Below are 20,342 nucleotides of genomic sequence, written 5' to 3'. Positions count from 1 at the left end.
CGTACCGCATCGAGGGCAAGAAGACGATGGGGTACGAGATCGCCGAGCAGCTCGGGTGGACCCTGCCCGACGTCATCCTGTACCCCACCGGCGGCGGCGTGGGCATCATCGGCATCTACAAGGCCCTGCTGGAGATGCGCGAGATGGGCTGGCTCCCCGAGAACGTCCGCTTCCCCAAGCTCGTCGCCGTCCAGGCCGAGGGCTGCCAGCCCATCGTGAAGGACTTCCGCGAGGGCAAGGACGTCTCCGAGAAGTGGGAGAACGCGTCGACCGTGGCTCAGGGGATTCGCGTGCCCAAGGCCCTCGGCGACTTCCTCGTGCTCCAGGCCGTTCGCGAGACCGGGGGCACCTGCGTCGCCGTGCCGGATGCGGACACGATGTGGGGACTGGAGCGCATCAGCCGCATGGAGGGGGCGTTCATCTGCCCTGAAGGTGCGGCGCTCGTCGGGGCCGCTCGGATGCTGCTGCGCGATGGGTGGCTGAATGCCGGTCAGCGCGTGCTGCTGCTCAATACGGGCGCCGGCATCAAGTACCCGGATGTCATGAGCCCCAAGCTGCCCGTGCTCGAGCTGAACGCCACGCTATAAAACCTCGGGAACTTGTATTTCGTACGGCGCGGTGCGACCGAAGTAGCGCTGGGGGTTTCACAGTGAAGCCGATGGCGATTGCGAGAGCATGCAAAGCAGGCATCTCCTCGCCATCGGCTCCTGATGAAACGATGCAGAATTCCCGCTGAGCTACAGTCGCCGGGAGATCTGCAGCCGCAGCACACTTGTCGAATCACTAGCGGAAATGGGGATTTCCACTGCGGGCTTATCAAAATCCTCTGCCTTGAACGTATACGGCCCAGAGAAGATCTCGTCATCGAAGAAGGCATCCACATCAATGACATAGATATTCATCGGAGACTTCATCAACTCCTCGGCTGTCGCTTCACAAGCCCCAGTGGTCCATGTGGGCGTATAGCTCGACACTTCCGGTGTGCTCACAAAAACCGTAGACCCATTTTTTGGACAGCTCAACGTGACGACGACATCAGGCGCTGAGCCATCAACATCCCAATCGGCACCATCATTCGGGTCCGACGACGGAATCGACGCCATCAGGGGCTGAATAGAATACTTCGCAGGGCGGCAATCCCAGTCTTGCGACTGAGTCTCGTACTGACAGCTCTTGAGGCCCTGACACACAGCACACGTCGCCCCAAAGCTTCCGCAAGCAGCGTTGCTTTGCAACTCACGGCACACATCGCCTGAGCAACATCCCCCACAAGTCCGCGGGGTGCACTTGGGCTCCGGTGGAGTCACAACACCTGGTTGCGTGGGATCCGTCCCTTCACCGCAACCACCATCCGCCCCCATCAGGGGCAGCATGAGGAAGCAAATCACTACCAACTTCAAACCACCCATCTGGATTTTCATTTACATCTCCGTAGAGCCACCCACTTCAAGGCTTAGCGAGCGTTGGCCCTGTTCGCTCTTCACATGTGCCGAGCGAATTCTGTCGAACGGAATACTGACAAGAACCTGGCTGCGTCCATACGGACGAGGAAACAAGAACACAGGGGTTGACCTGCCCGTTCCAAGCGCACGGGACTCGACATCCCAAACATATCCAACAAGATGAAACCGACCATCAGAAAGCCTGTGTACTTCGACATTGTCGGATGATTGGACTCGAGCGGTCGGCGCTTGAAGCGAGAGAAATTGAGCGGCAGGGTCAACAAAGGCGAATACTCCGGGCGGCAACGCGGCCAGCGTTTGCGACTGTTCGCCCGATTGAAGAGAACGAACCCGATGAAGCTGCCGAAGCTTCGCAGAGGAGTTGCCCTCACTACTGGCCCCTCCAGGGGATTTGGAACTGGGAGGAGGAGTGTTCACGACGCCAGTGCGTCGCCTGTCCGATTCGTTGGTGTCCGATGCAGCGACCTGCTGCCGGTCCTTCAACAACAAGAACCCGACAGCCGCCCCTATCAGCAGCACAGCACCAGCAGACATTGACTTCCCACCACTCTTCGGAGCCGCTGGGCTGTCTTTTGAATCCTGCCCTGCCGGTCGCTGCTCGGTTGCGACCACCGGTTCCTGAGCCGGTTGCGAGGCACCGGGAGATGCAGACCGTTCTCGCGGCAAAGAGGCACCAACCGCATCTACCGCAGGGCTGCCCGTCATCAACGGCTCCGGTCCTGAGCGCTCGCGCTTGGTGCCCTCGGCCTTATTATTGGATGGCTCGCTTCGCGAATCTGACGAAACTGCGGCCCTGCGCGACACCGGTTCAGGCTTGGCTGGGGTGGCCGTTAGCGCATCCTGAAATCGGAGGGTCACGTGGGTTTTGCTTGAGCCTTTTAACAGCACATCCGAGTCCGGGCGCTCGCGCCTGGTATCCACGGCCTTATCGCGAGATGGCTCGCTCCGCGGCTCCAACGAAACCACAGCCCTCTGTGACACTGGTTCAGGTCTACCAGGCTGCTGAACGGCTACAGCACCTGCCGAGCCTCCATGCGACTCTCCCCCTGGGTTGGGAGAATGAACTGGTTGGCTTGAGCTGCTTGGACGCCTCTCGTTGGGTTCGTCTTCGGGCCCGAAGAACCCCCTCGGCCATAGAGGCCAGCGCGTCTGGTCGAGCACATTGCGCGCCCTCACGAGCTCACACTTACTCCAGATGCTCTGGAACTCCTCCTCGAGCGCACTGGGGTGAGGACCATGGCGGCAGATGATGTGATTGAATATCTCTGGCTTGCCCGTATCGAAACGAACCTCGTACTGCTCCCCTTGCTTCTGGGATTTGAAACGCCCCGGCCGATAGTGAACCCCGAAGCGGAAAAGAAGACGGGAAACCAGGAGCCGATTCAGGATACTGGACTGAAGCGTCAGTGGCCTTGTACCGAGCCCGTTGAGCACCGCAGTCGTGTCGCCACGGAGCCTGGATCCAATCTTCTCATCAAGCTCGTCGAGGTACGGGAGTTCTTTGTATTGCTTGACGATGTGAGCACTTGAGGCCGCCTCATCGTCCAACTGCCTGGCCTGCTCTTCGATCTCAAGCAGCCTGGTTTTCAACGGTCCCAATGAGGACGCGCTCAGGAACTCCTTGAGAACACGCTCATGGCGGAATTCGTCCAGGCGGATCCGAAGCAGGTCCACGAGCCCGCCGTCACCGCAACCAGAAATCAGATAGCGCTCGCTGCTACTTCCGCGAACAGGTTGATTCAGGCGGTCATTGTCCCAATAGGAACTCCACTGAATCCCGTCAACCTTCCTCTCCAGACCGAACCCCACGGTCAAGAGCACCACATCGAAGGAGTCCTCTTCGTGGGAAGAAGTGGTGGAGGAAGAGATGTTCCACGTAATGAGGCGCTGCCCCGCGCGGTTCCCTTCCATCTCGATATGGATGGATTCGACATTGAAGATGGCGGCGATTTTCGAGCGCTCAGGAAGCGCAGCCCAGGCGTTCTCGAGCTGCTTTACCACACCACTCGCGAGGCCTGCCTTCCACGAGAGCAATGGCAGTGCCGCATCCTCTCGTTCCGCTCCTTCCAGGGGCCAGTCATAGACATGCGGATGAATCAAACGGGTAGTATTTCCCCGGAGGATGTAGAGCAGCGCGTTCTTCTTCTCCAGGAGCGTCACGTCGCAACCGAGGCGAGCCGCTGCCGCGGCCGCTGTCATACCGGCAACGCCTCCTCCGATAACCGCGACCTTGCTTCCAGCCTTCAATCGCTTGTTCTGGTGGAGAGCGAAAACGATGTTGAGCGCCCGCACCTGCTGAGACAGCAGGGTCACTCGTTTTTCGAAGCAGCCGACGACGAAGAGGCCTCGTTCACCCGGCACTTCCATGTGCTGGATCACGTTCTCGGGAGAAATGCTGTGCGTCATCGATACCCTTCCCGACTCACCGACAGAGGCCACGGAATCCGCCGCAGCAACTCGCCTCAGGTCACTTCTGGCCTTCGCCGTTGGAGTTCACCGCGGAAGACTCCCCCGGCTTCGTGAACGGCACGTCCAGCACCGGCAGCTTCGTCGCTCCCGGCAGGTCGTAGTGCCACCACTCCATCGGGTTCTTCTTGAAGCCCGCTCCCTCCATCGCCTTCCGGAGGATCTCCCGGTGCTTCCGCGACGTCTCCGTCCCTCCCTGGTAGCCGTGGTGCGCCTTCGGCTCGAACGAGTCGAACTCCGTCGGCATCTCCACTTCCTGACCGTCCATCGTCGTCAGCGTCAGGTCCACCGCCGCCCCACGGTTGTGGTTGCCCCCCTTCTTCGGGTTCGCCACGTAGCCGGGCTTCGGGAGGATCTTCCACATCTGCCACTGCACCGCGATCGGCCGGTAGCAGTCGTACACCTTCAGCCGGTAGCCCTGCGCCCGCAGCGTCTCCGCCGCCTTCGCCAGCCGCTCGGCCGCATCCGTCCGCAACATGCACCGCGCCCCGTCCGGGTACACCTTCTGCTTCAGGAAGTTGTCCGGCGTGGCGTACTTCATGTCCACCACCAGGTCCTTCACCACCTCGGTGGCGTCCACCACCGGCGCGCTCCCCGCCGCCAGCCACAGCCCCATCGCCACGCTTGCCACTCCCGCCATCTCAGGCTCCCTTCACGTAGGGCGTCGGGTCCGCGACCCCCGCCTGCTCGAATCCCCTGCGCCTCAACACGCAGCTGTCGCACCGCCCACACGCCCTCCCCTCCGCATCCGGGTCGTAGCACGAGTGCGTCATCGAATAGTCCACCCCCAGCTTCACCCCCGCCCGGATGATGTCCGCCTTCGTCATCCCCGACAGCGGCGCCCTCACCTCGAAGCGCGTCCCCTCCACCCCCGCCTTCGTCGCCAGCGTCGCCATCTGCTCGAACGCCCGGATGAACTCGGGCCGGCAGTCTGGATACCCGCTGTAGTCCACCGCGTTCACGCCGATGTAGATGACGTTCGCCTCCACCACCTCCGCCAGCCCCAACGCCAGCGACAGGAACAGCGCGTTGCGCGCCGGCACGTAGGTGATGGGAATGCCGTGCGACAGCTCGCTCTCGGGCCGGTCCTTCGGCACGTCGATGTCCGCCGTCAGCGCCGAGCCGCCCACCTGCCGCAAGTCCACCGTCACCACCCGGAAGTCCTTCACCCCCATGGCCTGCGTCACCCGGCGCGCCCGATCCAGCTCCACCGAGTGCCGCTGCCCGTAGGACACCGCCAGGCACACCGGCTCGAAGCCGTCCGCCTTCGCCATCGCCAGCACCGTCGTCGAGTCCAGCCCGCCCGACAGCAGCACCACTGCCTTCTTCTTGCTATTGCCCGCCATTGAAGCGCCGCTTCCCTTCCAGGCCATACACCGCCGTGCATGACACCGTGCACTTGCACTGCGTGCTCTTACCGGGGAGGAAGGTCACCTTCAACTCACCACAGGCCCGCTCCGCGTCATAGCCGTTCGCCGTGGGGCCCGGCACCGAGCCGTCCGGCACTCCCGCATCCGGCATGTTGCCGCACCGGCTGCCAATCGCCCGGTCCTGGCTGTCGCTCAGCACCACCACCGACATCGTCTCGTCCAGCTGCGCGCCTTCACAGCCCTCGCCACAGCTCGCGAGCTGCGCCGCCGCCCGGTGGATCGTCGTGTAGCGCTGCGCCGGCGCATCGAACGTGGCCGTGCGCGAGAAGCCCTCGATGGTGAACCACACCCCACCATCCGTGCTGTCCCGCGAGAAGGTGCCCGAGAAGTCGAAGCCGCCGTCCACCAACCGGTTGAAGTCGCCTCCGTCCGCCTTGCAGTCCGTCCGCGCCCAGTTGGCCTGGGCATGGAAGTCGAACGTACCGATGGTCAGGTCTCCTGGGAACACCGTCTCGGACACGCACGCGGCAACCAGGGCGGCAACGGGGAGCGACACGAGCAGCAGTCGTCTTGCGAGCATATAGGGTCTCGGAAGGTTACACGGTCTCCAGGGCCGCGAGGGCCACCGCGCGGAATGCCGTGCTGGTCCGCAGCACCGTGCCCACGTCCACCTGGGACGGGTCGGAGCCACGCACCTCGGGCGACAGGTGCGCCAACACGCGCGACGCCGCCAGCGACGTGGGCACCGCGCGGAACGCCGCCACCGCCGCCTCGTCGAAGCCCTCCACCTCACCGGGCCGGCTCAGCGCCTCGCCCTTCTCGCCCAGGCACAGCGCCAGCGCGCACAGGTAGCCCAGCTCCACCGGGCCGAAGCACGCCAGCGTCCCCGCTCCCAGTACCAGCTCCTCCGGCGAGGCGAGGTACGCCTCCACGCCACCCGCCGGATTCAGGAAGACGCGCAGCGCCTTCGCTCCCAGCTCCTTCAGCGTGGGCCGCAGCGCCGCGTGCAGGCGGGGCATGCTCTCGGGCGTCACCGGCACCGCGTCCGGCGGCAGTGCGTGGCGGAAGCCCTCGGACGGGGCCACCGGGGAGATCGTCGCCGCCGAGGCACTCGCCGTGCTGGAGACGAGCGCCGCGCCGAAGCCGTCCACGCGCGCCACTTCCATCGCCACGTCGTCACAGGCCGCCAGCGCCTCGGCGTACAGCGTCCACCCGTCCGCGTCCACCGGCTGCTGCCGCAGCAGCTCGGGCCAGAGGTGGATGGCCAGCGCCGAGCCCTCGTACGTGGGCGACAGCCGCTCCGCCACCAGGCGCTTCGCCGGCATCGACAGCTGCCCGGCCTGGAAGAGCCGCTCGGCCAGGCGCACCGCGAACACCACCAGCTGCCCGTCCAGGTACTCGCGGAGGATGTCCTCCAGCTGCGCCGGCTCGTCCGTGAGGCGCTCGCGCAACTGCAGCGCCTCGCCCGTGAGGCCCTGCGCCTCGGCGATCCGCGCGCGCCGCTCCAGCCGCTCCGGCGTCTCCGGCAACAGCTTGAGCTGCTCGGACGCCTCGGACAGCCGGCCCAGCGCCTCGTACGCCTCCGCGAGCCGCTCGCGCCACAGCCCCATCGCCGCCGGGCCCGCGAGGATCGCCGCCAGCTGCTCCGCCACCACCACGAAGCGCGCGTGGTTCTTCGTCTCGTCGTAGATGGGGAGCAGGAACTCCAGCGCGCGCACCGTGCCCGGCGCGTCCTCGAGCGCCTTCTCGAAGGCCTCCAGCGCCCGCGGCTTGTCGCCCGCCCACATCAGCATGTCGCCATGCTCCACGTGGAGGCTGGCGCGCTGCTTGGGGTCCGTCTCCAGCAGGATGAGCAGGCCCAGCGTGTCCGCCGCGTCCGCCATGAGGCCCGCGTCGCGCTGCAGCCGGAAGCGCTCGCGCAGCAGCTTGCCCCGCCGCTCCGCCCAGTTGTCCGCCGCCTCCTCCAGCGCCGCGATGCGCTCCTCCAGCGGCAGCGCCCGGATGTGCGCGAGCACCGCCTCGGACAGCGCCTCGGGGTAGCTCCCCAGGCCCGACAGCAGGCCCTTCAGGCGCTCGGTGAAGCCCGGCGCCGTCGCGAGCCACTCCATGGCGCGCAGGCGGGCCTCGGCCGAGGCCCCGTCCGCGCGCAGCACCTCGCCCCGCAGCTCCGTGGCCAGCGCCACGTCCCACTGCGTGAGCAGCTCCGCCAGCCGCAGCAGCCCGTCCCAGTCGCCCTCGGCACGCAGGCCCGTGGCCAGGTCCGTGACGTGCGAGGCATCCGCGTCCGGCTTCGACACCAGCGCCCAGAGCGCCTCGCGGACACGGGCCGCGTCTCCGGCGCGCTCGGCCAGCGCCAGGGCCCCCGTGAGGTCCCCCGACTCCAGCGCGGGCCCGAAGCCCACCTCGACGGCGCGCGCGGGCGCTCCCAGCCGCTGGAAGCGCTCGGCCAGCTCCGCCGGGCTCAGCGTGTCCGGGGCCTCCGAGGCCACCCGCTCGATGACCTCGAGGGCCTCGGCGTTCTCACCCGCGGACTCCCACAGGTCCGCTGCCTCCAGCAACAGCGCCGGACGCTGCACGGAGTACGCCAGACGGGCCGCCTGCAACAGCGCCTGCGCCGCGCGTCCGGGCTCTTCCGCCACCCGGTGCAGGGCCGCCACCCACTTCAGCGACTCCACGTCGGGCTCGATGGAAACGGCTTCCCGCGCCGAGCGCAGTGCATCCGCGACGCGGCCCGCGGCCTCGAACTCGCGCGACGCGGCCAGCAACAGCTCCCGGCGCTCCGCGTTGGACAGGAGCTCCGCCCGGGCCAGACGCACCTCGGCCAGCCGGCCCGGCTCCGTGGTGAGCAGCGGCTCCAGTGCCTCCAGCGCCTCGGCGTAGCCCGCGCCGGACGTGCCCCGGGCCACCACCGCCTCCAGCATCTCGCGGGCCAGCGGCTCGCGGCCGGCCGCACCCGCCAGGGACGCCAGCTCCAGTCTCAGCAGGGCGGCCTCGTCCTCGTCCTCCGTGACGGGCACCAGCCGCTCCAGCGCCTCCAGCAGCGCGGCCGAATCGCCCCGCTTGCGCAGGCCCTCCACCCGGGCCTTCAGCGCGGCCACGTTGCTCGGGTCCGCCTCGGCGGCGCGCTCCCGGAGGGCCTCGGCGCGCTGTGGGTCGTCGAGCTGGCTCGCGGCGACGTCGGCGGCGGCCAGCAACAGCTCCGCGGCGCGCGAGCCTCCGGAGGCATGGGCCCCCGCCTCGTAGACGGCGAGCAGGTCCGCGGGACGGCGCAGGGCACGCAGGCCCACCACCGCCCGGTCGATGATGCTCGCATCCGCGGGACGCAGGCGCGCCAGGTGCAGCAGCGCGTCGATGGAGTCCTTCGGGTCCTCGAAGAGGTCCGCCGCACGGCGGTACAGCACCTCGGCGGTGGCCGCGTCCGCCTTGCGCGCGAGCTTCAGGGACGCACGGTACAGGCCCTTGGAGTCCCCCGTCTTGCCGTACACCTCGGCGAGGAGCGACAGGGCCTCCTGGCCCCGCGTCCCCTCGGGCTCGAGCGCCACCACGGCCTCGAAGGACTCCGCGGCATCCCGGTACGCGCCAGAGGCCAGCGAGGCATGGCCGAGCCGCAGGTGCGTGCGCACGCGCACCGGCACGGGCAGCGACTCACCTCCCGCGGCGAGCAGGCGCCGGTCATAGGGCTGGGCCGCGCCCGGGCCTCCCCCCTCGGCGGCCAGCTCCGCGCGCGTGGCGAGCGCGTCCACGTCGTTGCCCGCCTTGGCCAGGTAGTCGTCGAAGGCCTGGGCGGCGAGCAGCACCTCTCCTGCCTTCAGCAGGCTGTCCGCGCGCTCGCGCAGCAGCGGCAGGGCCTGCTCGGGCGGCACGGCGGCGGCACGCAGGGACAGCAGCTCCGCCAGCCGGCGCACATCCCCGGCCGCGCGGGCGCGCAGCACGTGGAAGGCCTCGGCGCTGGAGGGAGCCAGCTCGAAGGCCTGGTCCTCGCACAGCAGCGCGCGCTCCAGCGCACCGGCCTCGCGGAAGGCCTTGGCGGCGGCGAGGTAGCTCTCCGCGGCCTGCGCGGGCGGCTGCTTCTGGGCCCGGCGCAACAGCAGCGCGGCGAGCGCCTGCGTGTCGCCCGTCTCCGTCAGCCACGCCCGGTGGCGCGAGTACAGCGGCTCCTGGAAGGGGTCCGACTCCAGCAGCAGGGCGTCGAACTCGGCGGCATCCGCCTCGCGCCCCATCTCGTGGAGCAGGTCCGCCGCCTGGCGCGTGATGCCCAGGTCATCCGGCACCGCGGCGCGCGCGGCGAGCAGCGCGACGATGGCGGCCTCCGGACGTCCCGCGCGCTCCCGGTACAGGGTGGCGGCGCGAAGCAGCAGCAGCGCACGGCGGCCGGCGTCCTGCTCGAAGGAGGCGGACTCCTCGAACCACGCGGCCAGCTCGGCCACGCGGCCCTCGCGCTCCAGCAGCTCGAACAGGAGCGCCTCGGCCTCCTGGAGCGAGCGGTCCAGCTGGAGCGCCTCGCGCAGGAAGCCCTCGGCCTTCCCGGAGTCACCCAGGACGCCGAGGTACAGCTTCGCCAGCCGCAGCAGCCACGGGGCCTTCTCGCCCTTCTCGCGCGTGCCGGACAGCAGCGGCAGGGCGCGCTCCAGCCAGCGGGCCTCGGCGGCGGTGTCGTCCCGGCGCACGGCCAGCTCGATGCCCATGCGTGCCGTGTCGAGCTGCTCGGACAGCGTGAAGGCCCGCTCCAGCGCCATCTCGGCGGCGGGCAGGTCCAGCTTCGCGTCGCGCAGCATCTCCGCGCGGTGACGCTCGCAGTCGGCGGCCTCGTCCCTCCGGTCCGCCTTCTCCAGGAGGAAGCGCAGCGCTTCCAGCGAGCGCAGGGACTCGTCCACCCGGCCCGCCTCCTCGGCCAGGAGCGCGTGCTCCGAGCAGGCCGAGATGGCGCCGTCCAGGTCTCCCGCCTCCTGGCTGAGCGAGGCCACCCGCTGGAGCTGGGCCATCAGCTCGGGGACGCGGCCCGCGTTGCGGTAGAGCGTGGCGAGCGACTCGTGCAGCGGCAGCGGCTCCTCCGCCATCTCCGCCGCGCGCACCAGCAGCGACGCGGCGAGCGTGGAGTCGGCCAGCGAGTCCCGGGCGCGCTCGGACAGCGACACGAGGCGCTGCGCGGTCTTCTCCGAGGGAGGCAGGGCGCGCGCGTGGGCGACGAGCACGTCGAAGGAGGCGCGGGGCTCGTCCTTCTCCAGCAGCGCGGCGAGCCGGTGCACCGCCACTTCATTCAGCGGGCTCTCGGCGAGCAGGCGCTTGTACGCGGACACCGCGCGGCGCGAGTCCCCGAGCTTCTCGGCCAGGGCCCCCAGGCGCAGCCAGGCCTTCTCGGCGCGATCGGGGTCGGAGGAGAAGTCCGCGGCGGCGGCGAGCTGCTCCTGCAGGGGCAGCGCTTCCTTCACGTCACCTTGCAGGAAGAGGAGCTCGGCCAGCTCGGCGAGCTGCGCGTCGCGCGCGGGCACGAGGGCATGGGCGCGGCGGGCGAAGTCCAGGGCCCGGGCCATGTCCCCCGCGGCGCGCGCGTGCCCGGCGCCCTCGCGCAGGAGCGTGGCGGCCTCGGCCGGAGGCAGGTGGCTGGTGCCGACGTCGAGCAGCTTCGCGGCCTCGGCGGAGTCCCCCCGGCCGGCGACGAGGGCCACCAGGCGGCGGCGCACGTCGATGTTCTCGGGAGCCAGGCGCACCGCCTGCCGCAGCGCGGCCTCGGCGGCCTCGGGCTGCTCCAGGCGCTCCAGGTGGAGGGTGCCCAGCTCGGCGTAGAGGGCGGCGGCCTCGGGAGGCGGCGCGTGCGAGGCCTCGGCGGCGAGCAGGCCCGCGAGGCGCGTCCAGTCCTCCTGCTCCCGCAGCACGCGCTGGAGCGCGGCGGTGGCCCCGGCATGGCGCGGAGCGAGGGAGAGCGCCGCCTCCAGGCTGTCCGCGGCCTCGGAGAGCTTGCCCGCCTTCTCGAGCAGGTTCGCGCGAGCGAGCTGCGCCTCCACACGGCGAGGCAGGGGGCCCTGGCGCGCGGCCTCGGCGAGCGCCTCCGCCTCGGCATCCACCAGCCCATCGCGGCGCGCGAGCGTGGCGAGGGCGAAGAAGGCATCACTGCGCTCGGCCGGGGAGAGCGGCAGCGCCACGGCGGCGAGCAGGGCCTCGCGGGCCGGGGCACGCGCGTCCTTCTCCACCAGCACGGAGGCGATGGAGAGCAGCCGCGTGCGGGCGCGCTCGGCGAGCTCCGGCTCGGAGGCCACCACCTGGCGCCAGGCCTCCAGCTCGTCCACGTCGTCACCGGCCTCGCGGGCGAGCGCGGCGATGGCGAGCCACAGGGGCGCGGGCCGGTGGGAGAGCTTCGTGGCGGCGAGGAAGTCGTCGCGCGCGGACTGGGAGCGGCCGGCGTTGCGGTGGAGCGCGGCGCGGCGGGAGAGCAGCTCGGCGCGGGAGTCCCCCGAGGCGGAAGTAATGAGGGTACCCAGCAGGGCGAGGCGCTCGGCCTCCTCCTGGGCGGTGCCGGCGCCCGGCGGGGGCAGCAGCTCCAGCAGGCCCTGCGTGGCCCAGGTGTCGTGGGGCTCCTCGGCGAGGATGCTGCGCAGGGCGTCGGCGGCCTCGGCGGGGCGGCCCAGGGCGAGGCACAACTCGGCCAGCTCGCGGCGGGCGGAGCGGCGGGCGTCTCCCGAGAGGCGCGGCCACAGCGTGGCGAGCAGGTCCGCCAGCGCCTCGCGCGCCCCGGCCTTGCGGTGGAGGCCGGCCAGTTCCACGTGGGCCTCGAGGTCCTCGGGGGCCAGGGTGCAGTACTGCGCGAGCAGTCGGCGGGCGGAGTCCGGGCGGCCGGCGCGCACGGCGGCGGCGGAGGCGCGACGGGTGAGCTCCAGCAGCTCGTCCTCGCGGGGCGCGTCCGGGTCCACCGCGGGCAGGGCCAGCACCGCCTCGAAGTCCTCGAGGGCGGCGCGGGGGTCCGCCTGCATGCGCAGCTCGCCCCGGCGCATGCGCGCGGGAGCGAAGGAGGCCTCGCGCTCCAGGGCCTCGGCGAGGAAGGCCTCCTCGCGGCTGGTGCCCATGGCGAGCACGGAGGCGCGGTAGAGGAGCTTCGCGCCCGCGCGGGCATCCGTCACGAGCGCGGCCTTGCGCGCGAAGAGGCGGGCGGCCTCCAGCTTCTCGCCGCGCTCCAGCTCCAGCTCGGCGAGGGTGTCCAGGGCCTCGGCGGCCAGGGGGCCGGAGGGGCTCGCGTCGAGAGCGGCGGACAGGCGCTGGAGGGCGGGGCCCTTCTCCCCGCGCTCCAGGAGGACACGGGCGCTCCGCAGGAAGAGCGGAGCGGCCTCGGCGGCGCGCTCGGCGGCGACGAGGGCCTGGGCACGCGTGGCCCACAGCTCGGCCAGCTCGCGCGTCTCACCCGCCTCCGTGTAGAGGGCCTCCAGCCGGAAGGCGAGCGCGTCATCCAGGCGGCGCAGCGGGAAGGCCTGGGCGTAGGCGGCGATGGCGGCCTCGCGGTCTCCCATCAGCTCGCACGCGCGGCCCAGGCGCGCGCGGACGTCCGCGAGGCGCTCGGGGGCGGTGGTGCGCGGCAGCGTGGACAGCAACGACTCCAACGCGCGCCGGGCATGCTCGGGGCGCTCGCAGCGCAGCGAGAGCTCCGCCAGCTCCAGCAGCACGGCCTGCTCCGGAGACAGGCGCGCGGCCTTCTCCAGGGCCACCAGTGCTTCACCGAGCCGGCCCAGCCGGGCCTCCAGCACGTTGGCCAGCTCGCGCAGTGCCGCCGCGGCGAGCCGCTTGTCGCCCTGCGCCTCGGCCACGCGTGCCCGCTCTTCCAGGGCAGTGGCCAGGCCCGCCATGTCCGAGCGCTTGCGCTGGAGGGCGCACAGCTCGCCCAGGGTGGGCAGGTCATCCGGCTCCGCCTTCAGCACCTCCTGGAGGGCGATGGCGGCGAGGTCCAGGTCGAAGGCCAGATCGCGCGCGGCGACGGAGAGGCGGCGGTACTTCTGCGCGCGCTCCTTGGGCTCGGGGGTGAGGCGCGCGAGGGCGGAGAGGCAGCGGGTGAGCAGCCCGCCATCGCGGCGCGCCTCGGCGAGCGCCAGCATGGACTCGAGCGCGGGCTTGTGATCGGGGTCGGCCTCCAGCGCGGAGGTGAGGAGGCGCTCGGCCTTCTCGGGCTGCTGCAGACGGCCGCGGAACAGCTCTCCGGCCTCGGCCCAGAGGGCGGCGCGGCGGCCGGGCTCCTCGTGGACGGCGGCGGCCTTCTCCAGCGCCTCGGCGAGCTCCTGGGTGCGGCCGGTGGCGCGGAAGTACGGAATCAGCTCGTCGAGCGCGGCGGTGTCGCGCGGGTCCAACGCGAGCGCGGCCTCCAGGTGCTCGCGGGCGCGGGCGGGGTCGCCGAGCTTCGTGCGGTACAGGCGCGCCAGGGCGTGGTGGCTCTGGTGCGCGGCCTCGCGGATGGACTCGGAGCGCGGCGCGGGGCCGGCCAGCTCCAGGGCCTGCTGGTAGCCGGCGAGCGCCTCCTGCAACTTGCCCAGCTTCTCGGCCACGCGGGCGGTGGAGAAGAGGGGCTCGGGCTCGCCGGGCAGCAGCGACGTGGCCTCGCGGAAGCGCAGCAGCGCGTTGTCCGGCTGCTGGAGGCCCTCTTCCCAGATGCGGCCGGCGAGGAGGTTGGCGCGGCCCACGCGGTCCAGCTCGTGGCGGGCCATGGCCACCTCGCGCAGGCGGTCCAGGGCCTTGAGGGCGCGCAGGTGCTCGCCGCCGCGGTGGCACAGCTCCCCCAGCAGCAGCAGGGCATCCGGCTGGTCCGGCGCGAGGCGCAGCGCGGCCTCGCAGTGCAGACGGGCACCGGCGACGTCGTCCTCCGTCTGGGCGCACAGCCGCGCGAGGTGCACGTGGGCATCCGCGGCCTCGGCGGGGTCTCTCGCGAGCGCGGCGATGCGGCGGTAGGCGCGCACGGCCCCGGCGCGGTCCCGGCTCTGGTCCGAAGCGCGCGCGAGGGCCTTGAGGGAAGGCAGGTGGTCCGGCTTGAGGCCGAGCACCTCGTGCAGGGCCTTCACCGCCACCTGGGGCGCGTGGTCGCGGGCGGCGCGGGCGGCGGCCTCGGCGGAGAAGAAGGCGGCGGCCTCCTCGGAGGCGCGGCGCGCGAGGCTGCACAGGGCGAGGTAGCGCTCGGCGGCGCGGGCGTGCTCGTTGCGGCGCTCGCGCACCACGGCCTCGCCCCAGAGGGCGGCGGGGCTCTTCTCGCGGCGGCGCAGCAGCGTGGCGGCCACGTCCAGGGCCAGGTCGTGCGCCTGCGGGTCCGCCACGAGGAGCGACAGCAGCCGCTCGGCGGCGAAGGGGTGCGCGTCCTGCGCGTCACCGGCCTGCAGGTACGCGTCACGGGCCTCGGCGAGCTTGCCCTGGGCGAGCAGGGCCTCGGCGTCGGCGAAGGCGCGGGCTCCCTCGAGGGCCAGCAGCAGCTCCTCGTCGGGAGGGGCCGGAGGCGGCAGGCCCCCGGAGGAGAAGCGCAACCGCAGGCCCGCGCTGCTCACCTCGGCGGAGGACAAGCGCGCGGTGTCCAGCACGGGCATCTTGAAGCCCCGGCTGACGGCGGCCTTCTGGCAGAGCGCGGGCAGCACGCGCGTGGAGAAGCCGGTGGCGCCGCGCACCTCCACCTCGGGCAGCAGGCCCAGCTCGGTGACGGTGGCGGCGATCAGGCCGGGCACCTGCACCGACGGCGTGGACGCGAAGCCGTACAGGCGCACGTCATAGAGGTAGAGGGCGAGCCGCTCGCCATCCGCGTCGAAGGCCACCTTGAAGGTGAGCGGGGTGCGCTCCGGGGCCTGGAGGAAGGCCTGGCCCTCGAGGTAGCCGGGGCGGAAGTGCAGCTTGAGGCCCTCGAGGCCGGCCACGCGTCCGGCCAGCTCCGTCACCTTGCGCGCCACCAGCTCCGCGTCGACGTGCAGCTCCAGGAAGCCGAAGAGGAGCTTCTTGCGCTGGTAGCGCGAGGGGCCCGCGCTGACGTTGAAGGGGAAGGTGACGTCGGGAATCTGCAGCGCGAAGTCCGCGATGGACAGGCCGGGCGCCAGCTCCAGGGGCGGAAACCCCACGAAGGCGCGCCTGTCCAACAGGCGCAGCTCGGGGGCGGCGGCTTGCGCTTCGGACGCGGGCTTGGGGGAGTCGCTCTCGGTGGCCATCGGGGGGGCTGCTGTCGAGCACGGGAAGGTACCACGTGGTCCAACCCCCCGGAATTTTTGCTGTTCCCCCGGCCGGAGGGCAGGCGGCGGGCCCTCACGTCCGCTCGCGAGCTGTGCCAGAGTCCGGCCTCCTCTGGAGGTCGTTCCATGGAGTCGCTGTCCCCCGCCCCACCGCCCGAAGCCACCGAGGCGCGCTGCCCCGCCCATCCCCAGAAGCCCGTGCTCGGCGCCTGTGCCCGCTGCGGCACCTTCTTCTGCGAGTACGACCGGGAGACCGTCGACGGCAAGGACTACTGCGACACCTGCGCCGAGCACCCCGACGTGGACTACCTGGAGGCCTTCCGCCTCAAGTACTGGGGCAAGCGCGACGCGTGGGCGTGGCTGGTGGGCTTCGGCGCCCTCTTCAACTTCTTCGCCGGGGCCATCATCCTGGCCAATGAGGTGGTGAACAAGGACACGGGCAACGCCGGGTTGCTGCTCGGGTTGCTCGCCCTCGTGGGCGGCTGCGTGGGCGCGTGCTTCTGGATGGGAATGCCGTTCGCCCGTCTGGCGCTGTGCTTCGTGCCCATCGCCTCCCTGTTCGTCTCGGGCTTCACCGCGGGGGCGGAGGCCGTGGGCCGTGGCATCTGGCCCGTCATCATCACCCTCGTCATGTACAACAACACGCGCAACAAGCTCTTCTTCAAGGAGGAGGTGTCGCGCGAGGCGCTCCAGAAGGCGTGGCACCTCTACTCCAACAACACGGTGGCGCGCGCCGGCTTCATGCTCAGCTTCATCGGGCTGCTCTTCGCCCCGTTGGCGCTCATCTCCCTGCTGTGCTCCATCATCGGCCTGCGGAACGTGAACCCCGCGGCGACCCCGCCCGTCGGGCGCAAGGGGCAGGCCATCGCGGGCATCGTGCTCAGCGCGGTGAGCATCGTGGGGTGGGGCATCTTCTGGACGTTCAAGTTCGCCCACCTCGCGAAGTAACCCTCACCCCCCAGGAGTCTCCGCACCGATGAGCTCGACGATCGCGACGTTCCTGATGTTCGAAGGCAAGAAGGCCGAGGAGGCGATGACGTTCTACGTGTCGCTCTTCAAGGACGCGAGCATCACCCACATCCAGCGCTACGGCCCGGGCGAGCCCGGCACCGAGGGCTCGGTGATGCAGGCGTCCTTCACGCTCAACGGCCAGCGCTTCATGTGCATCGACAGCAGCATGAAGCACGGGTTCACCTTCACGCCCGCCACGTCCATCTTCGTCACCACGGATTCGGAGGCGGAGCTCGACACGCTGGCCGCGAAGCTGGGCGAGGGCGGGCAGGTGATGATGCCGCTGGGCGAGTACCCCTTCAGCCGGAAGTTCACCTGGCTCGCCGACCGGTACGGCGTGTCCTGGCAGCTCAGCCTCAAGACGGCCTGAGCGTCTTCCCCCCATTCCAGGTTTCACACAAAGTCCCTGGAAAAATATGATATGGGTGATGCCGAGCCTCCGGTCCTCGCCGAGGCCCCCCATCCGCTTTCCCTGGAGCACCCCCATGCCGCGTCATCTCTCTTCACTCTGTGTGCTGCTGTCCGGTCTGCTGCTGACGGCCTGCGGCGGTGTCGTCGACCTCCCCGAGGAGGGGGAGCCACTGGGCACCGCCGAGCTGGCCATGTGCTCCAGCTCGGCCGTCACCCAGCTGACCATCAGCGGCGTCAGCACGTACCAGGGCGAGATGGCGGGCAGCGGAACCTGGACGGTGTCCTACCCGGCCAACGCGGTGCGTCTGGAGTTCCGCATCAACAACGTCCTGCAATCCACCTCCGAGCTCCCCGGCACCTCGGGCACCTGGTACTTCAGCAGCTCGGGCCTCTCCTGTGGCTCGTACCTCTTCAACGTGAAGGCCGTGCCCATGGTCATCGACAGCGGCGGCGGACGCACCACCTGCTGGGCCAACACCTCCAAGTCCGTCTCGCGCTACGCCGACGACCCCTGTCCGACCTTCTGCGGTGACGGCGATTGCTCGTTCGACGAGGACGCCTTCAGCTGCGCCATCGATTGCTGCCAGGGCCGTTGCAACAATGGCGCGTGCTGCTCCGCGTCCAACTACTGCACGGACGGCAGCTACTGCCTCCTCTATTGAGCGGCTCCACTTCACGGCCAGAGGATGTGGTTGAATAACCCACATTCCGCCGGGCCCGGTGGGCGGGCAGCCGAGCCGCCTCGCGTCATGAGAGGCCCCTGCCCGCGGCACCCGTTTCCGGCGAAGATGCGGCGCCCGTGATCGATACCGGTACCCTTGTCCTCGATGGCCGCTTCCGTGTGCTCCAGCTCCTCGGTGCAGGCGGCATGGGCGAGGTGTATCTCGGTGAGCAGGTGTCGCTGGGGCGCCGCGTGGCCATCAAGGTCCTGCACGCGGACCTGATGGTGCACCCGAGCATGATCGAGCGCTTCAAGCGCGAGGCGCGCCTGCTGTCCGCGGTGGAGCACCCCGCCGTGGTGCACGTCATCGACTACGGCCAGGCGGAAGTGGGCGCGTGCCTGGTGATGGAGTACGTGGAGGGCGAGAACCTCTATGACGTGCTGCAGCTGGGGGCCATGGCGCCGTCGCGCGCGCTGCCCCTGATGTACCAGCTCGCCGAGGGCCTGGCGGCCATCCACGACAAGGGCATCATCCACCGCGACCTCAAGCCGGAGAACGTGCTGCTCACCAAGGGGCTGCGCGGGGAGCAGGCGCGGCTGCTGGACTTCGGCATCGCCCGGCTGGTGGAGCCGGACGCCTCCAGCAGCAACCTCAGCCAGGTGGGGCTGGTGGTGGGCACGCCGGAGTACCTCTCGCCGGAGCAGGCCGTGGGCGCGCCGGTGGATCCGCGCAGCGACCTCTACTCCTTCGGGGTGCTCGCCTACCGCATGTTGTCGGGCCAGCTGCCCTTCCCCGGGCCCGGGCCCACGCAGTACGTCGCCCAGCACGCCGCCGCCCCGCCCATGCCCCTCATCGAGGCGGCGCCCACGCTCGCCGGCCACCCCGCGCTCGTCGCGCTGGTGATGCAGCTGCTGCAGAAGACGCCCGCCCACCGCATGCCGAGCGCCCATGCGCTGGTGGATGCGCTCGGCGCGCTGGCGGCCGCCGGAGCCCAGGCCGCGGTGGGCATGCCCCTGGCCATGGCCGCGGGCACGGCCTCGCCGAGCATCTCCGCCTTCCTCGTCCCCGACGCCCCCGCCCAGGGCAGCGGAACGGCCGCCTTCGCCTCGCCCCAGGCCGCGCCGTCCCCCGTGCCCCCGGAGAAGCCCGCCGGGTCCCCGGCCTCGGGCACCGCCGCCTTCGGCGCGCCCGTTCCGGTGGCGACTCCCGCGAGCAGCGGCCGCTCCCCCTCCCAGGCACCCACCCGCGCCGCTCGGAGCATGCCGCTGCCCGAGGGGGCCTCCTCGCCCTCGCGCGCGCCCACCCGTCCCTCCCAGTCCGCCCTGGCGGCCGTGGTGTACGAGAAGCACGTGGTGCGCGCCGGCACCGTCGTCCCCGCCCCGAAGCCCGCGGGCACGGTGGCCCCCATGGGCAGTGGGACGCTCTCGGGCGGCAAGCCGCAGAACCTCACGGTGATGCTCACCGACCTGGAGGGCTACACCGAGCGCACCTCGCGGCAGACGCACGAGCAGAACGCGCGGATGCTGGAGACGCACGACGGGCTGCTGCTGCCCCTGGTGCGCCAGTACGGCGGGCGCCTGGTGCAGAAGCGGGGTGACTCGCTGCTCGTCACCTTCGCCTCGCCCACCCACGCGGTGCTGTGCGGCATGGCCATGCAGGACCGGCTGTGGCGGCACAACCAGACGTGCGGCCCGGACGAGCACCTGCCCGTGCGCATCTGCCTCCACACGGGCGAGGTGCTCGTCACGCGCGACGCGGTGCTCGGCGAGCCGGTGGAGGTGGTGAAGGCCGTGGAGCAGGTGGCCCAGCCCGGCGAGGTCATCTTCACCGAGTCGGTGAACCTGGCGCGCAACCGCGTGGAGGGAGACGCCGAGCCCTGTGGCAGCGTCCCCATGCCCGGCAATGGCGAGCCGCTGCGCATCCACCGTTGCCGCCGCGCCCCCGAGGGCCTGCCCTTCGGTGGCCAGGACGAGGTGTCCCTCTCTCCGCCCATCGAGGAGCAGCTGGGCCCGGTGATGAAGCCGGTGCGGGCGGCGCTGGAGCTGGCGCGCACGGGTGCCGAGCGCGCGGTGGCCTTCGTGAAGGCGTGGCCGCGCCAGACGGCGGTGGTGGGCCTGGGGCTGGTGATGGGCATGAGCCTGGGCGCGTACGAGGTGTCGCGCCGCAATGACCCGGTGTACCAGGCCCGGGAGCTGATGGAGGCGGGCCAGCTGAAGGACGCGCTCGAGCGCCTGTCGGACCTGCCGGCGGAGGCGAAGAAGGACGCGGGCGTGCTCCAGCTGCGCGCGCGGGTGCTGCACGGCCTGGAGCGGCACGAGGAGGAGCACACGGTGCTCGCCGGGCTGGACGCTCCGGCGCGCGAGGCCCTCGAGACGCAGGTGCTGGACGGGCTGGCCGAGGACTTCGGCGAGGACGAGTCCGACAGGGGCCTGCGCAAGCTGATGGGCATGCTCTCCGAGGAGCAGGTGAAGAAGCACTTCGAGGAGCTGGCGGACGAGGAGCCCACCACGCCGAGGCAGTGGGGCGCGCTGCGCTACCTGGAGGCGGAGCACTCCACCGCCGAGTTGGACCTGGTGAAGCTGTACATGCGCGCGCTCGAGTCGAAGAACTGCGGCGTGCGCGCGCGCTCGGCGCGGCGGCTGGCGGGCCTGGGAGACCCGAAGGCCGTGCCCGCCCTGGAGCAGCTGAGCAAGCTGCCCAGGGACAAGACCACCCCCGGCTCGAAGAACTGCGGTCAGGACGAGGCGAAGGACGCCCTCGCGACGCTGTCGAAGAAGTGAGCGTCCCCCG

Annotated in this window: 11 protein-coding genes; 5 read left to right on the top strand and 6 right to left on the bottom strand. The window is 70.8% G+C overall.

Going from position 1 to position 20,342, the window contains the following annotated elements; all coding sequences use genetic code 11:
• The coding region (locus tag AC16DP_RS36255) for a pyridoxal-phosphate dependent enzyme (protein WP_483956941.1) at positions 1–587 on the top strand (587 nt) is incomplete at its 5' end.
• Positions 588–737: 150 nt separating this feature from the next.
• On the opposite strand, the gene AC16DP_RS36250 is transcribed toward AC16DP_RS36255, so the two are convergent.
• The 6 genes from AC16DP_RS36250 to AC16DP_RS36225 form a co-directional block, all read right to left on the bottom strand.
• Positions 738–1,103, bottom strand: a complete 366-nt coding sequence (locus AC16DP_RS36250; protein ID WP_329733764.1) for a hypothetical protein — start codon at positions 1,101–1,103, stop codon at positions 738–740.
• Between the two features lie 318 nt (positions 1,104–1,421).
• The gene (locus AC16DP_RS36245; RefSeq protein WP_329733765.1) at positions 1,422–3,869 is read right to left on the bottom strand and encodes an FAD-dependent oxidoreductase; all 2,448 of its coding nucleotides are present in this window, start codon (positions 3,867–3,869) and stop codon (positions 1,422–1,424) included.
• A 61-nt stretch (positions 3,870–3,930) separates the two neighbouring features.
• On the bottom strand, positions 3,931–4,569 hold the full coding sequence (gene ddpX, locus AC16DP_RS36240) for a D-alanyl-D-alanine dipeptidase (RefSeq protein WP_329733766.1): 639 nt from the start codon (positions 4,567–4,569) through the stop codon (positions 3,931–3,933).
• Between the two features lies 1 nt (position 4,570).
• Positions 4,571–5,275 (bottom strand): 7-cyano-7-deazaguanine synthase QueC, encoded by a 705-nt coding sequence (queC, locus tag AC16DP_RS36235; protein ID WP_329733767.1) that lies wholly within the window; start codon positions 5,273–5,275, stop codon positions 4,571–4,573.
• Complete coding sequence (locus tag AC16DP_RS36230) at positions 5,262–5,879, bottom strand: hypothetical protein (protein ID WP_329733768.1); 618 nt, start codon at positions 5,877–5,879, stop codon at positions 5,262–5,264. The genes queC and AC16DP_RS36230 overlap by 14 nt, the downstream gene beginning before the upstream one ends.
• Before the next feature lie 16 nt (positions 5,880–5,895).
• Positions 5,896–15,447 carry a flagellar hook-length control protein FliK gene (locus AC16DP_RS36225; protein ID WP_329733769.1) on the bottom strand — a complete coding sequence of 3,184 codons (9,552 nt, stop codon included), beginning with the start codon at positions 15,445–15,447 and terminating at the stop codon, positions 5,896–5,898.
• Between the two features lie 147 nt (positions 15,448–15,594).
• Between AC16DP_RS36225 and AC16DP_RS36220 the strand changes: the two genes are divergently transcribed.
• The 4 genes from AC16DP_RS36220 (at position 15,595) to AC16DP_RS36205 (ending at position 20,332) form a co-directional block, all read left to right on the top strand.
• Positions 15,595–16,416 (top strand): hypothetical protein, encoded by an 822-nt coding sequence (locus AC16DP_RS36220; RefSeq protein WP_329733770.1) that lies wholly within the window; start codon positions 15,595–15,597, stop codon positions 16,414–16,416.
• Positions 16,417–16,444: 28 nt separating this feature from the next.
• On the top strand, positions 16,445–16,849 hold the full coding sequence (locus AC16DP_RS36215; RefSeq protein WP_329733771.1) for a VOC family protein: 405 nt from the start codon (positions 16,445–16,447) through the stop codon (positions 16,847–16,849).
• A 115-nt stretch (positions 16,850–16,964) separates the two neighbouring features.
• On the top strand, positions 16,965–17,552 hold the full coding sequence (locus tag AC16DP_RS36210) for a hypothetical protein (protein WP_329733772.1): 588 nt from the start codon (positions 16,965–16,967) through the stop codon (positions 17,550–17,552).
• 137 nt (positions 17,553–17,689) lie between these two features.
• Positions 17,690–20,332, top strand: a complete 2,643-nt coding sequence (locus tag AC16DP_RS36205; protein WP_329733773.1) for a protein kinase domain-containing protein — start codon at positions 17,690–17,692, stop codon at positions 20,330–20,332.
• Positions 20,333–20,342: the final 10 nt, after the last annotated feature.

The organism is Archangium sp., assembly GCF_057119385.1.
The sequence above is the reverse complement of the archived record's forward strand: the minus strand, read 5'-3'. Positions and strand labels throughout refer to the sequence as shown.